At 56.3% G+C, this 13,410-nt stretch carries 11 protein-coding genes and 1 pseudogene; 7 read left to right on the top strand and 5 right to left on the bottom strand.

The annotated features are described in order from the left end of the window. Nucleotides 1–61 precede the first annotated feature (61 nt). On the top strand, nucleotides 62–394 hold the full coding sequence (locus C7387_RS14060) for a tRNA-binding protein (protein ID WP_006818220.1): 333 nt from the start codon (nucleotides 62–64) through the stop codon (nucleotides 392–394). Nucleotides 395–441: 47 nt separating this feature from the next. Here the strand turns inward: C7387_RS14060 and ygjG are convergent, their stop codons facing one another. Beyond that, entirely contained in the window at nucleotides 442–1,827 is a 1,386-nt protein-coding gene (gene ygjG, locus C7387_RS14055) for a putrescine aminotransferase (protein ID WP_170155406.1), read from the bottom strand. Nucleotides 1,828–2,152: 325 nt separating this feature from the next. Here ygjG and C7387_RS14050 point away from each other — a divergent pair, with 325 nt between their 5' ends. Further along, on the top strand, nucleotides 2,153–3,673 hold the full coding sequence (locus tag C7387_RS14050; RefSeq protein WP_038255892.1) for a methyl-accepting chemotaxis protein: 1,521 nt from the start codon (nucleotides 2,153–2,155) through the stop codon (nucleotides 3,671–3,673). A gap of 242 nt (nucleotides 3,674–3,915) precedes the next feature. Further along, nucleotides 3,916–5,475 carry a methyl-accepting chemotaxis protein gene (locus C7387_RS14045; protein WP_120816924.1) on the top strand — a complete coding sequence of 520 codons (1,560 nt, stop codon included), beginning with the start codon at nucleotides 3,916–3,918 and terminating at the stop codon, nucleotides 5,473–5,475. Here the strand turns inward: C7387_RS14045 and C7387_RS14040 are convergent. Beyond that, entirely contained in the window at nucleotides 5,472–6,026 is a 555-nt protein-coding gene (locus C7387_RS14040; RefSeq protein ID WP_040903187.1) for a PadR family transcriptional regulator, read from the bottom strand. The genes C7387_RS14045 and C7387_RS14040 overlap by 4 nt on opposite strands. 236 nt (nucleotides 6,027–6,262) lie before the next feature. On the opposite strand from C7387_RS14040, the gene C7387_RS14035 reads away from it, so the two are divergent. Further along, the gene (locus C7387_RS14035; protein WP_120816923.1) at nucleotides 6,263–7,042 is read left to right on the top strand and encodes a siderophore-interacting protein; all 780 of its coding nucleotides are present in this window, start codon (nucleotides 6,263–6,265) and stop codon (nucleotides 7,040–7,042) included. Between the two features lie 12 nt (nucleotides 7,043–7,054). Here C7387_RS14035 and C7387_RS14030 read toward each other — a convergent pair whose 3' ends face one another. The 3 genes from C7387_RS14030 to C7387_RS14020 form a co-directional block, all read right to left on the bottom strand. Further along, nucleotides 7,055–8,026 carry a DNA repair protein gene (locus C7387_RS14030; RefSeq protein ID WP_038255886.1) on the bottom strand — a complete coding sequence of 324 codons (972 nt, stop codon included), beginning with the start codon at nucleotides 8,024–8,026 and terminating at the stop codon, nucleotides 7,055–7,057. A gap of 164 nt (nucleotides 8,027–8,190) precedes the next feature. Then, complete coding sequence (locus C7387_RS14025; RefSeq protein ID WP_120816922.1) at nucleotides 8,191–9,336, bottom strand: trans-sulfuration enzyme family protein; 1,146 nt, start codon at nucleotides 9,334–9,336, stop codon at nucleotides 8,191–8,193. 10 nt (nucleotides 9,337–9,346) lie between these two features. Next, nucleotides 9,347–10,717 (bottom strand): pyridoxal-phosphate dependent enzyme, encoded by a 1,371-nt coding sequence (locus C7387_RS14020; protein WP_120816921.1) that lies wholly within the window; start codon nucleotides 10,715–10,717, stop codon nucleotides 9,347–9,349. 428 nt (nucleotides 10,718–11,145) lie between these two features. Here C7387_RS14020 and C7387_RS14015 point away from each other — a divergent pair. The 3 genes and pseudogenes from C7387_RS14015 to C7387_RS14005 all read left to right on the top strand — a co-directional run. Further along, nucleotides 11,146–11,892: pseudogene (locus tag C7387_RS14015) on the top strand (methionine ABC transporter ATP-binding protein); the annotation flags it as partial. A 10-nt stretch (nucleotides 11,893–11,902) separates the two neighbouring features. After that, nucleotides 11,903–12,571, top strand: a complete 669-nt coding sequence (locus C7387_RS14010; RefSeq protein ID WP_120816920.1) for a methionine ABC transporter permease — start codon at nucleotides 11,903–11,905, stop codon at nucleotides 12,569–12,571. Between the two features lie 21 nt (nucleotides 12,572–12,592). Continuing rightward, the gene (locus C7387_RS14005; RefSeq protein WP_120816919.1) at nucleotides 12,593–13,405 is read left to right on the top strand and encodes a MetQ/NlpA family ABC transporter substrate-binding protein; all 813 of its coding nucleotides are present in this window, start codon (nucleotides 12,593–12,595) and stop codon (nucleotides 13,403–13,405) included. Nucleotides 13,406–13,410: the final 5 nt, after the last annotated feature.

Below are 13,410 nucleotides of genomic sequence, written 5' to 3'. Positions count from 1 at the left end.
CATTCTCCAGGGATAAAAAACGTGATAGTGTTTAGTAAAACTTTACCAGAAGGAGAAAACGATGGAATCAGTAGCCTACGGTGATTTTGCCAAACTTGAACTTCGTGTTGGTAAGATTGTGGAAGTGAAGCGGCACGACAATGCCGACAAACTGTATATCGCGCAGATAGACGTTGGGGATCGCACCCTGCAGACCGTCACCAGCCTGGTGCCTTACTATCGGGAAGAGGAATTGCTCGGTAAAACGGTGGTGGTTCTGTGCAATCTGGCGAAAGCCAAAATGCGCGGTGAAACCTCGGAATGCATGCTGCTGTGCGCTGAAACGGATGACTCCAGCGAAAGCGTGCTGCTAACTCCGGAACGCATCATGCCAGCGGGTGTTCGGGTCGTGTAAATCTGAAAATCCTCTCCCTTTTGGGGAGAGGATTTAGGGGATGGGTCTCAGGACTCCTCCTGCTCGACCGCAACGCGCAGTGCCGCCAGGGCCTTGCGGGTTGCTTTCAGCACCAGCTGGCACTGTTCAGGTGTCAGCGTTAGCGGTGGTTCGACACGAATCGTTTTCGAGTTGTTGAGCGTACCGGCAACCAGTACCCGCTGGCGGAACATTTCGCTCGCAAAGGTATAACCAGTTTCGTTATCAACAAACTCAATCGCCATCAGCATCCCTTTACCACGCACATCCTGGATGAGATCCGGATATTCGCGCATCAGGTTGCGGAAGCCATCCAGCAGCATGTCGCCTTTCTGCTCCGCCTGCGCAGGCAGGTTCTGCTCCAGCAGCACGTTGATGGTCGCCAGCGCCGCCGCACAGGCGAGCGGGTTACCGCCAAAGGTGGTGGTATGCAGGAACGGGTTGTCGAACAGCACGGAAAACACTTCTTCGGTGGCAATGGTGGCGCCAATTGGCATCACGCCGCCGCCGAGGGCTTTCGCCAGGCACATAATGTCCGGCTGCACATTTTCATGCTCACAGGCGAACATCTTGCCGGTACGACCCATGCCGGTCTGTACTTCATCGAGGATCATCAGTGCACCAAACTCGTCGCACAGCTTACGTACGGCAGGCAGGTAGCCCGGCGGCGGTAGAATAACACCACCTTCACCCTGGATAGGCTCGAGGATCACCGCCGCCACGTCATCGCCGGTTTTCTTGCACTCGGTCAGCACTGAGCGCATGGCGCTGATATCGCCAAACGGAATATGACGGAAGCCCGGCAGCAACGGCATGAACGGCTTACGGAAGGTTGACTTCGCGGTGGCCGACAGCGCGCCAAGCGATTTGCCATGGAAGGCACCGCTGGTGGCAATAAAGGTGAATTTGCTGCGCGGTGACTGATAGGCTTTCGCGAGCTTAATGGCCGCTTCTACCGATTCGGTACCGCTGTTACAGAAGAAGCTGTACTTGAGTTTGCCCGGCGTCAGTGCCGCCAGCGTTTTCGCAAGCATTGCCCGTAGCGGGTCAAGCAGCTCCTGGCTGTGTAGGGGTTGTTTCGCGAGTTGATTCTGTACGGCGGAAACGACGACTGGATTACGGTGCCCCACGTTGAAAATGCCAAAACCACCCAGGCAATCAATGAACTCTTGCCCCTGAGTGTCGACAAGCGTGTTCAGACTTCCTGCTTGCCACTCTACGGCTCCGTAATCCCCACCGGCAGTTACAGATTTTCGATACTCTAAAAACCCCGGGTTGACGTGCTCTTTAAAGTATTCCTTAACTTCAACGTTGAGAGCTTTCATTTCCTCATGATCAAGCGTGCGCTTTTCGATGAGATTCAATGCGTGCGCTGTGCAGGCCAGAGCCGATGCGCTAGAAGGTAACCTGTTCAAAATATGCTCCGGGAGTTCGCGTATCACATGATACCGATTTAAGTATTGCAGCGATTACGTGTCTCCAGGACGGGGAAGAAAAATCGGGATAAACGCCTGTACGAAACGGCATGAAACCATATTTTATCATTTCATTAACATTTGGATGGCATTTGCTCCTGCAACGGGCTGCGCTACCTTAAAATCCGCCATATGCATACAAATTTTAAGGTTTAAAGGCAAATTGCGATCTACATCAAATTTAACAACTAAAGATAAATTAATTATCGCCGAAATAACATTTGTACCCCTTTTTCCTCTCTATTAACCAGCAAAGGACGCGCTTATGTCTTCCCAGCCCTACGTCAGCCAGCAAAATCATCCGCTGGACGATGACACGACGCTGATGTCCACCACCGATCTGCAAAGCTACATCACCCACGCCAATGACACCTTTGTCGACGTTAGCGGTTACCGCCTGGAGGAGCTGACCGGGCAGCCGCACAACATGGTCCGCCACCCGGATATGCCAAAAGCCGCTTTTGCCGACATGTGGTACACCCTCCAGCAGGGTGAGCCCTGGAGCGGGATCGTCAAAAACCGGCGCAAGAACGGCGACCATTACTGGGTTCGCGCCAACGCCGTGCCGATGGTACGCGGCGGTAAAACCACGGGATATATGTCGATTCGCTCCCGGGCAACCGATCAGGAGATTGCAGCAGTCGAGCCGCTGTATGCCGCGCTGAACGCCGGGCGCTGCAACAAACGCATCCATAAAGGGCTGGTGGTCAGCAAGGGCTGGCTGGGGAAATTGCCGGCGATGCCGCTGCGCTGGCGGGTGCGTAGCCTGATGTTGGGGCTGTTCTTATTACTGAGCGTGGCGCTGTGGTTAACCCAGGCACACTGGGCAACCTGGCTTGCCAGCGCGCTGGTGATGTTATTCGGCTGCGGCATGCTGCAGTGGCAAATAATTCGACCAGTGGAGAACGTGGCGCGCCAGGCATTACATGTGGCAACCGGGGAGCGAAACAGCGTCGAACACTTAAATCGCAGCGACGAACTGGGGCTTACCCTGCGTGCGGTAGGCCAGCTCGGGTTGATGTGCCGTTGGCTGATCCATGACGTTTCTGGCCAGGTGGCGAGCGTCCATCAGGGCAGCGATGCGCTGGCGAAGGGGAACGACACCCTGAACGAACGTACCCGCCAGAGCGTGGACAACGTCCAGCAGACGGTCACGACCATGAACCAGATGGCGGCGTCGCTGAAGAGCAACTCGCAGACGGCGGCAGAGGCAGACAAACTCTCGAGCTCCGCAAGCCAGGCCGCCACCCAGGGCGGGCAGGCGATGCAGACGGTGGTTAACACCATGGATGACATTGCCGACAGCACCCAGCGTATTGGTTCTATTACCAAGCTCATTAACGACATTGCTTTCCAGACGAATATCCTGGCGCTCAACGCGGCGGTTGAAGCAGCGCGCGCGGGCGAGCAGGGGAAAGGGTTTGCGGTAGTGGCAGGCGAAGTGCGTCATCTGGCGAGCCGCAGCGCGACGGCGGCGAACGACATTCGTAAACTCATCGATGCCAGTGCCAGCAAGGTGCAGTCCGGTGCAGAGCAGGTGCATGCAGCCGGTCGCACAATGGATGATATCGTGGCGCAGGTGCAGAACGTCACGCGCCTGATTGGGCAGATAAGCCACTCCACCTCCGAGCAGGCGGCGGGGCTTTCCGACCTGACCCGCGCGGTGGCGGAACTGGACGCTATCACCCAGAAAAATGCCGGATTAGTCGAAGAAAGTGCGCAGATCTCGGCAATGGTGAAACACCGCGCCAGCCGCCTGCAGGACGCGGTTACCGTACTGCATTAATCATTTTTGAGTGACCACACCAGCCGCTTATCGTCCCCGGTAAGCGGCTTTTTATTTGTGAAGTTAGTTGGGTGATAATGTTAACCTTATATTAAATTGAATGGGTCGTATCATAAGGAAATATATTTTAAAATTACTTTGTTACATTTAGTTAATTAAAAAGCGATCAAATTCATAAAGTTAGCGATTTTAGTGCCGATAGCGACTTCCATTGGATATATAAACCTGTCGATGGAGAGAATATGTTCTTAAATGACATTAAGATCAGCACTAAATTATTTCTGGCGTTTAGCTTCTTTATTGTTCTACTGATTGTCAGTTCCGTGCTGTCACTGACAAGCCTCAGCCGCGCAAATGATGGAATGCAAACCATCATTTCTGATGACTACCCCACCACGGTCAAGGCCAACGAGCTTATCGATCATCTCAATGATTCTATTATTAACCAACAACTTATTTTGCTTGATGAGCAGGGACAGAAGTCGAAGGAGTGGGAGAAACAGCTTAAGGATCTCAGTGCGCGAGTCACGCTAATCCTCGATGATCTGACCCAGAGCCGCAAGGATCCGGAGTCGCAGAAAATCATCGCCGGTATCAAAGAGATCCGCCAGCAGTACACTGAATCGCTTAACCGCGTGGTGAACAACGTTCAGCAGGGCAACCGTCAGGCGGCGCTGGACGAGATGATGAACAATGCGCAGGTCGTTCAGCAGGCCTATAACGATAAAATAGTGGAGCTGATTGCACTGGAAAACCGGCAGATGAACACCGCCGGGGCGCAGGTTGAAACGGAGTATAAATCTAACCGTTCCCTGCTGCTGGGAATGTCGATTTTCAGCATTCTTGCCGGGGTGCTGATTGGCCTGTACATCGTGCGTGCCATTACTCGTCCGCTGGATGAAGCGGTGAACTTCGCCCAGGCGATTGCCGAAGGTGACCTCACCGGCAACATTACCACGCAGCACAAAGATGAAACTGGCGTGATGTTAAAGGCGTTGATGGAGATGAAAACGCGTCTGCTGACCATCGTACAGGATGTTCAGAACAGCGCTGAGAACATCTCCAGCGCCGCCTCGCAGATCGTCGCCGGGAACCAGGATCTGGCCGCTCGTACCGAAGAGCAGGCAAGCTCGGTGGAAGAGACCGCTGCTTCTATGGAGCAGATCACCGCGACGGTGAAAAACACCGCCGGACACACCGCGGAAGCCGCGCAAATCTCTACCAACACCGCAACCGTGGTCAACAGCAACGGCGAGATGATGAAGAACGTGACCGGTAAAATGCGCGCCATCAATGAAACCTCCGGCCGCATGTCCGACATTATCAACCTGATCGACTCCATCGCGTTCCAGACCAATATTCTGGCGCTCAACGCGGCGGTGGAAGCGGCACGTGCCGGTGAACATGGTCGCGGATTTGCCGTCGTGGCGGGCGAAGTGCGTCAGCTGGCGCAGAAAAGCGCCTCTTCCGCGAGCGAAATTCGTAGCCTGATTGAAAGCTCCACCACCCAGGCGCAGGAAGGGATGGAGATGGTCGAGAAAGCGGAAAACCTGATGAAGGGGATGGTCAGTAACGTGGAGGAGATGAACACGATTCTGCACGAAATTGGCCAGGCGAGCCGCGAGCAGACCGATGGTATTTCGCAGGTAAACAGCGCGATTGGCCTTATCGACTCAACGACCCAGCAGAACTCCTGCCTGGTCGAAGAGTCGGTTGCGGCGGCGGCATCGCTCAACGACCAGGCGCTGCACCTGCGTGAGCTGGTGAAAGTCTTCCGCGTTAACGAGGGAGAGGTCGCTTAATCTAACTGCGAAATCTCCAGCGCCGCGCGGTCAATCACGCCGATGATTTGTTTTAACTGCGCGGCGCTCAGTTCCTGCTGGTTCACCTTCAGATCCAGCACGGCTTTGAAATTATCCAGCGCGCGCTTCATCTGCGGGTCTTTGCGCAGCTCATGGCCGACCATTCGCGCCTGTAAACGGGCCTGAATATGTCCAAGGTGTTCCCGGTTCTCCTCCAGCCACTGCTGGCCATCCGCGGTAATCGCGATGCGCTTGCGCCCGCCGTCTTCCACATCGATAGCAATTAAGCCCTGATCCTGGAGCAGGTCGAGCGTGGGGTAGATGACGCCGGCGCTGGGGCTGTAGTTGCCCTGAGTCAGCGCTTCAATCTCTTTGATAAGCTCATAGCCGTGGCTGGCATTACGGGTGAGGATATCGAGGATCACCAGACGTAATTCTCCGTGGCCGAAGAACCGCTGGCGACGTCCTCCACGACCGCCGCAGCCGCCGCCGTGACCACCGCGCATGCCGTGGTGCTCATGTTCAGATTCACAAAAATGGTGGTGACGCATCGTCATACTCCTGTGTGTTTTCGATATATCTAATTTATATCTAAAAATTGAATGATGACAAGCATGAACATTGATAATTTTTTATTTAATTGAATTTAAAGCATTTATCTTTGTATGTTAGCTTTTGATGCGCGTTGTGATGTGTATATCAAAATTTATCTTGCTTTCTTTCTAATTGGCAATCATTATCATTTGACTGAAATTTAGATATATCTTTTTTATTCACGAAGGCGACGATGACAACGAACAACTCTGACAAAAAATACCCGCAGCGCGTTCGCAATACGCTGCGTTTTCGCGAACTGACCGTGCAGCGCGTTGAGCGCGTCAGCGCCGGATTCCAGCGTATTGTGCTGGGCGGTGAAGCGCTGGAAGGCTTTACGTCACGCGGTTTTGACGACCATACCAAACTCTTTTTCCCGGAGCCGGGCAGCCACTTCACGCCGCCGACGGTGACCGACGACGGGATCGTCTGGGCCGACGACGTGCGTCCGGCCACCCGCGACTACACGCCGCTGTATGATGCGACGCGCCACGAACTGGCGTTTGATTTCTTCATCCATGATGGCGGCGTGGCAAGCCAGTGGGCGATGGCGGCGAAGGTGGGAGATACCCTGACCATCGGCGGTCCGCGCGGTTCGCTGGTGGTGCCGGAAGACTACGCCTGGCAGCTTTACGTCTGTGATGAATCCGGCATGCCCGCGCTGCGCCGCCGTCTGCTGGAGCTACGGCAGCAGCCCGCCGCGCCGCAGAGGGTAAAAGCCATTGTGACGGTGGCAGATGCGGCGTACCAGGACTACCTGGCGGATCTCGACAACGTAGATATCGACTGGGTTATCGGGCACAGCGAGCAGGCGGTGGCGGAGAAGCTGGCGGCGTTAGCCGTTCCGGCGGAAGATTACTTTATCTGGGTCACCGGGGAAGGTGCGGTGACCAAAGCGCTGGTGAGCCGTTTTGAAAGCGATGAGATTGACCAGCAGCTGGTGCGGTATCAGGCGTACTGGCATAAGAAGTGAAGGGGAAGGTGGCTAGGCCACCTCATCAAGCCCCGATTCCAGGATCTGCTTGTGCAGGGTGGCGATGGTGTTCGACAGCGCTTTTTCCTGCTGGCGGAAATAGGCCTGCGGATCGGCAAGCGTCGACACCAGCAGCCAGGATTTCTCTTTCTCGAGGGTCAGCATTTCGGCCTGCAGGCTGGCAATCTGCTGCTGAATGGCGCTGATTTTGCGCAGCAGCAGCGTCAGATCGTTCAGCCTTTCGCTCGCCATCATTGGCTCATGCTCGCGCATCAGCCGGGCAAGCAGGTTACGGATGGTGGGCAGATCGCCGCGCTGCCGGGCCTGGTTGAGCTGGGCCATCATCTCGTTAGCCTCTGCCTTCAACGTATCGTCCACCAGATCCGGGTGACAAAGTTTGCTCGCCTGACGCCACAGCCGTTTTAGCTCCTGGCGATCTTCTTCTGCCATATTTTCCTGACGATCGCGGCGCGTTTGCGCTTTTTGCTGCTGATCGCGCCAGGTTTCGTACTGCTCGCGCGCTTCGTCGCGCGCGCGGCGTTCGCTGGCGTCTTCGTCCTGACACATTTCGGCTCGCTTGCGCAGTGAAGCCTCTGCCAGAGTCTTACGCAGCCTCAGCACCTCGGTCATCAACGGCCCCAGATGCTGCATATAGAGATCGTTAAATTCATCAAGCCGGGTCAGGCGCGCATTTCTGGCATCAATCAGCTCCCGCAGCTGCGTTTCCAGCGCTTTCAGCTCCAGCTTGCTGGCGGCAATACGCGGATCCTGCCAGTGGATCATCGCCCGCTGACTTTGCAGCCAGCTGACGATGGCGTTCATTGCCTCGCCGTAACGCTTCGCCTCCAGCGCCTCAATGATGGCGTCGATCGCAGGATCGTCAATGTCGTTTTTCAGGTGGGAAAGCTGGCTGGCGATGATCTCATCATCTTCCAGTTCAATGGCGTTTTTAATGATTTCCAGCCGCTTGATGGGTTTACTCATGGGGGCGTTTGCTCAGCGTCCTGACCGTCGGAATGGATGGCAGAGTAGCACTCGTCCCGGTGTGCCGTCAGCCGCTATGTCATATTATAAGTGACGTTATTTCAGTCGCTTAGATATTCGATATGAAGTATAGACTTAAGTCGGACTGACGGCGGTTAATATCGTTATTCTGCCAGCGCCTGACGCAAATCGGCGCGCAGATCTTCAACACCTTCAATACCTACCGAGAGGCGGATAAGCTGCGGCGTAATGCCGTTAGCCAGCCGCTGCTCAAGCGGGATAGAAGCATGGGTCATACTGAATGGCTGGCTCACCAGACTCTCCACGCCGCCAAGACTCTCCGCAAGGGTAAAGAGTTGCAATTTTTTGATAACCGCGTCTGCCCGTTCGGCATCGCCTTTTACCACGATGGAGATCATACCGCCCGGCTGCGCCATCTGACGGCGTGCGAGCGGGTTGTCGGGGTGTGATTCCAGCCACGGGAACCAGACTTTTTCCACCTGCGGCTGCTGCTCAAGCCACCGGGCGAGCGCCAGCGCGTTGCTGCTGTGGCGCTCCATGCGCAGCGACAGGGTGCGGATCCCGCGTAGGGTCAGGAAGCTGCTGAACGGATCGAGTACACCACCGACTGCGTTTTGCAGATAGCCAAGCTGCTCTGCAAGCGCTGGGTTATCGCCCACCACCGCAAGACCGGCGACGACGTCGGAGTGGCCGTTGAGATATTTAGTGGCGGAATGCACCACGATATCGAAGCCGAAGGCCAGCGGGCGCTGGATAACCGGCGAGGCGAAGGTGTTATCCGCCACGCTGATAAGTTTGTGGCGACGGGCGATCCCGGCGATCGACTCCAGATCGGCAAGCTTCAGCAGCGGATTGGTTGGCGTTTCGACCCAAATCATCCGGGTATCCGGGCGGATCGCCGCTTCAAGCGCTTCGAGTTCGCCTGGTTTGACCCAGCTCACCTGCAGTCCGGCGCTGCGACGACGGACGTTTTCAATCAGCCGGTAAGTTCCCCCGTAGACATCATCCACGGCAACGATGTGGCTGTCTTTATCCAGCAGCTCCAGCACCGTCGAGATGGCCGCCAGCCCGGAGGCAAAAGCGTAGCCGCGGCTGCCGCCCTCGAGTTCGGCGATGGCGGTTTCCAGCGCATGGCGCGTCGGGTTGCCGCTGCGCGAATACTCATAGCCGGTATGTTGCCCCGGTGCGGGCTGGGCGTAGGTTGATGTGGCATAAATTGGTGGCATCACCGCGCCGTGGCTGTCGGTAAAGGTGCCGCTGTGAACGCTCAGGGTGTCGAAGGTTTTCATTATTTATTCCTTATTGTTCAAGGCGATTGCGCCAGCTGGTGAGAACATCGCTGCGGGTGATGAGGCCGAGAAAGCGCTCGTTATCCACCACAACGGCGACCTGGCCGCGATCAAAAATGGGTTTCAGGGCACTTTCGGGCGCCGTTTTGTCGAGAGTTTCAACCTCGCGGGTCATCGCCTCGCGCACCGGCAGGCCAAAGCGCTGACTGTCGCCCTGCACGTGGCTCAGCAGATCCCACTCATCGACGATGCCCACCACCCGGCTCGCTTCCAGCACCGGTAGCTGCGAGATGTCGTACAGACGCATACGAGCCAGCACGGTGGCGAGGGTGTCGTCCGGCGCGGCGGTGACGGTGGCGCCTTCGTCGTGGCGCAGGGCGATGAAATCGCTAAGATCACCGTGTTTTGCCCGGATGAGCAGGCCCTGCTGGCGCATCCAGTCGTCGTTAAACATCTTCGACAGGTACTTGTTACCGCTGTCGCAGGCAAAGGTCACCACCCGCTTAGGCGTGGTTTGTGCACGGCAGTAGCGCAGCGCCGCCGCCAGCAGGGTGCCGCTTGAGGAGCCAGCCAGAATGCCTTCCACCTGCAGAAGCTCGCGGGCGGTGGTGAAGGCTTCCCGGTCGCTAACGCGCAGCGCTGTGCGCACGTTGTCGATGTGCGCCAGCGGGGGAATAAAGTCTTCGCCAATCCCTTCTACCAGCCAGGATCCAGCGTCCTGGTAACGACCGCTTTCGACCTGATCGGCCAGGATCGATCCGGCCGGATCCGCCAGGACAAACTCGGTGTGCGGTGAGTGCTCGGCGAACCATGCCTGCAGGCCGCCCAGCGTACCGCCGGAACCCACGCCGACGACGATGGCATCAATCTGTCCGTCGAGCTGCTGATACAGCTCCGGTGCGGTGGTGGTGGTATGAGCCAGCGGGTTGGCAGTGTTGTTGAACTGGTCAATGTAGAAGGCGCCGGGGATCTCTTTCGCCAGCCGCTGGGCGTAGTCCTGATAGTAGGCCGGATGGCCTTTGCCGACGTCGGAGCGGGTCAGCACCACCTGAGCGCCCAGGGCGCGGAGGTGGAAAATCTTCTCACGGCTCATTTTGTCCGGCACCACAAGGATGAGTTTGTAGCCGCGCTGGGCGGCGATCAGCGCCAGCCCAAGCCCGGTGTTGCCCGCGGTGGCTTCGACAATGGTGCCGCCAGGGAGCAGCAGCCCCTGCTTTTGCGCGGCGTCGATCATCGACAGCGCCACCCGATCTTTGATTGAACCGCCGGGGTTCTGGTTTTCCAGCTTCAGGAACAAGCTGCACGGGCCGGTATCCAGCTTATGCAGCTGCAGCACCGGCGTCTGGCCGATGAGCTCGGTGACGGAATGGTAAACGGTCATACGCTTTCATCCTGATTCATGAGTAATGGCCAGAGTGTAGGACTGCAAAAAATGGCTGATAAAGAACCTTTCGCTACCCGTTAGCGCAAATTGGAATATGACCTGCTATTTAGCCATTTGGACGGAAAGACGTTCAGTGGTGCAGAGGGGTTGATGGCTGAAAAAGGGCGAATTTGCTCTGTTTTCAGCCACAAAAGCCGTTTTATGGCGCGCCTTTTGCCGCGTCACGGCTTTCTATTGCTGAACTTCATCTAAGGGATCTTCACCGCATTCTGCCTGCTGTTATCGCTGCAGGTTATAAGTCATGCCAATTTGTTCGTTGAAAGTGTTTCATCACTCGCTATATCGTTTGGACGTCCATACTTCTAAACCGCCATTTGCGGAAAGAACGTTAATCCAGAAATACGCAGCAGCGGATAAGAAGAAACATGATTGCTCTCAGGAATATTTCGAAAATTTTTGCCCACGGAAAGGCGCCGGTCACCGCCGTTGATGACGTCAGCCTGTCGGTGGAGCAGGGGCAAATTTACGGCATTATTGGCTACAGCGGCGCGGGGAAAAGCACCCTGATCCGCCTGCTGAACGGCCTCGAAAAACCGACCTCCGGAAGCGTGACCGTTAACGGGCACGATATTGGGGCGGCAAAGGGGGAAACCCTGCGCCAGGCGCGGCTTAAAATCAGCATGGTGTTCCAGCACTTCAACCTGCTGTGGTCGCGCACCGTCAGTGAAAACATCGCTTTCTCTATGCAGATTGCCGGTACGCCGAAGGCACAAATCCGCACCCGCGTGGCGGAGCTGATTGAGCTGGTTGGCCTGACCGGACGCGAGCATGCGTATCCGTCACAGCTTTCCGGCGGGCAGAAACAGCGGGTGGGCATTGCCCGGGCGCTGGCCAATCACCCTGACGTGCTGCTGTGCGATGAGGCGACGTCGGCGCTCGACCCGATGACCACCGACCAGATCCTCGATCTGCTTTTAGATATCAACCAGCGCTTTGGCCTGACCATCGTCCTCATCACCCACGAAATGCACGTGGTACGCAAAATCTGCGACCGGGTGGCGGTGATGGAAGAGGGGCGCGTGGTGGAAGAAGGGCCGGTGGCGCAGGTATTCAGCCAGCCGCAGCAGCCGATCACCCGCCAGTTTGTCCGCCAGGTGAGCCAGTACAGTGAGGTGCTCAAGCATGACTGAGACCTGGTTTCCTCATCTGAATTGGGATCAACTGTGGGCGGCCACCCAGGAGACGCTGTACATGACCGCGCTCTCCGGTGTGGCGACCTTTGTGCTCGGCATCCTGTTGGGGCTGGCGCTGTTCCTGACCGCCAAAGGCGGGCTGTTTCACAACCGCCTGGTCTATAGCGTGATTTCGCTGATGGTGAACGTGTTCCGCTCTATTCCATTCATCATCCTGATTGTTCTGCTGATCCCGTTTACCAAAACGCTGGTCGGCACCATTCTCGGCGCCAACGCGGCTTTGCCGGCGCTGATTGTCGGGGCGGCACCTTTTTACGCTCGGCTGGTGGAAATTGCCCTGCGCGAGGTGGACAAAGGCGTGATTGAGGCGACCCGTTCGATGGGAGCCCGGCTCTCGACGCTGATTTTCCGCGTGCTGCTCCCTGAATCTTCCCCTGCGCTGGTCTCAGGCATCACCGTCACGTTGATTGCTCTGGTGAGCTACAGCGCCATGGCCGGTGTGATTGGCGCAGGCGGGCTTGGAAATCTGGCTTATCTGGAAGGATTCCAGCGCAACCACGGCGACGTCACGCTGGTAGCAACGGTGACCATCCTCATCATCGTTTTCGCTATCCAGTTTTGCGGCGACACCCTGACTTCTCTGTTAGATAAACGCTAATTACACACAGGAACCATCATCATGAAAAAAACATTAACCCTGATTGCCGCCGCGACGCTGAGTGCGCTGAGCTTTGCCTCCTGGGCCGATACGCTGACCGTGGGCGCGTCTAACACCCCGCACGCCGAGATCCTCGAGCAGGCGAAACCGATCCTGGCAAAGCAGGGGATCGATCTGGAGATTAAACCGTTCCAGGACTACATTCTGCCGAACACCGCGCTGGCTGGCCGTGAAATTGATGCCAACTACTTCCAGCACATTCCTTACCTGAACAGCGTGATGAAAGATCATAAGGGTGAGAAAGACTATGACTTCGTCAGCGCCGGGGCGATTCACATTGAGCCGATTGGTATCTATTCGAAGAAATTCAAATCGCTGAAGGATCTGCCGGAGGGCGGCAAAATCATCATGCGTGATGCGGTGTCCGAAGAGGGGCGTATCCTTTCTATCTTCGAAAAAGCGGGCGTCATTAAGCTCAAGCCTGGCGTGGATAAAGTGAGCGCGCGCATTAGCGATATCGTTGAGAACCCGAAAAAGCTGCAGTTCCTGCCAAACGTTGAGGCTTCTCTGCTACCGCAGATGTATAACAACGACGAAGGCTCGGCGGTGGTGATCAACGCCAACTACGCTATCGACGCGGGCCTGGATCCGGTTCACGATCCAATTGCCGTTGAAAGCGGAGAGAACAACCCGTATGCCAACATCATTACCGTGCATCGCGGCGATGAGAAGAAAAAAGACATCGTGGCGCTGGTGAACGTGCTGCACTCAAAAGAGATTCAGGACTGGATCCGGACCAAATACAAAGGTGCAGTTATTCCGGTGAATAACTGATCCAG

It is taken from the genome of Yokenella regensburgei (genome assembly GCF_003634235.1).
In the GTDB taxonomy this organism is placed as follows: Bacteria; Pseudomonadota; Gammaproteobacteria; order Enterobacterales; family Enterobacteriaceae; genus Yokenella; species Yokenella regensburgei.
The sequence above is the reverse complement of the archived record's forward strand: the minus strand, read 5'-3'. Positions and strand labels throughout refer to the sequence as shown.

What these genes read in the sequence shown, in the direction of transcription:
- C7387_RS14060 (WP_006818220.1), top strand. Translation starts at nt 62, where the DNA reads ATGGAATCAGTAGCCTACGGTGATTTTGCCAAACTTGAACTTCGTGTT.
- C7387_RS14050 (WP_038255892.1), top strand. Translation starts at nt 2,153, where the DNA reads ATGTCTTCCCAGCCCTACGTCAGCCAGCAAAATCATCCGCTGGACGAT.
- C7387_RS14045 (WP_120816924.1), top strand. Translation starts at nt 3,916, where the DNA reads ATGTTCTTAAATGACATTAAGATCAGCACTAAATTATTTCTGGCGTTT.
- C7387_RS14040 (WP_040903187.1), bottom strand. Translation starts at nt 6,026, where the DNA reads ATGCGTCACCACCATTTTTGTGAATCTGAACATGAGCACCACGGCATG.
- C7387_RS14035 (WP_120816923.1), top strand. Translation starts at nt 6,263, where the DNA reads ATGACAACGAACAACTCTGACAAAAAATACCCGCAGCGCGTTCGCAAT.
- C7387_RS14030 (WP_038255886.1), bottom strand. Translation starts at nt 8,026, where the DNA reads ATGAGTAAACCCATCAAGCGGCTGGAAATCATTAAAAACGCCATTGAA.
- C7387_RS14025 (WP_120816922.1), bottom strand. Translation starts at nt 9,336, where the DNA reads ATGAAAACCTTCGACACCCTGAGCGTTCACAGCGGCACCTTTACCGAC.
- C7387_RS14020 (WP_120816921.1), bottom strand. Translation starts at nt 10,717, where the DNA reads ATGACCGTTTACCATTCCGTCACCGAGCTCATCGGCCAGACGCCGGTG.
- C7387_RS14010 (WP_120816920.1), top strand. Translation starts at nt 11,903, where the DNA reads ATGACTGAGACCTGGTTTCCTCATCTGAATTGGGATCAACTGTGGGCG.
- C7387_RS14005 (WP_120816919.1), top strand. Translation starts at nt 12,593, where the DNA reads ATGAAAAAAACATTAACCCTGATTGCCGCCGCGACGCTGAGTGCGCTG.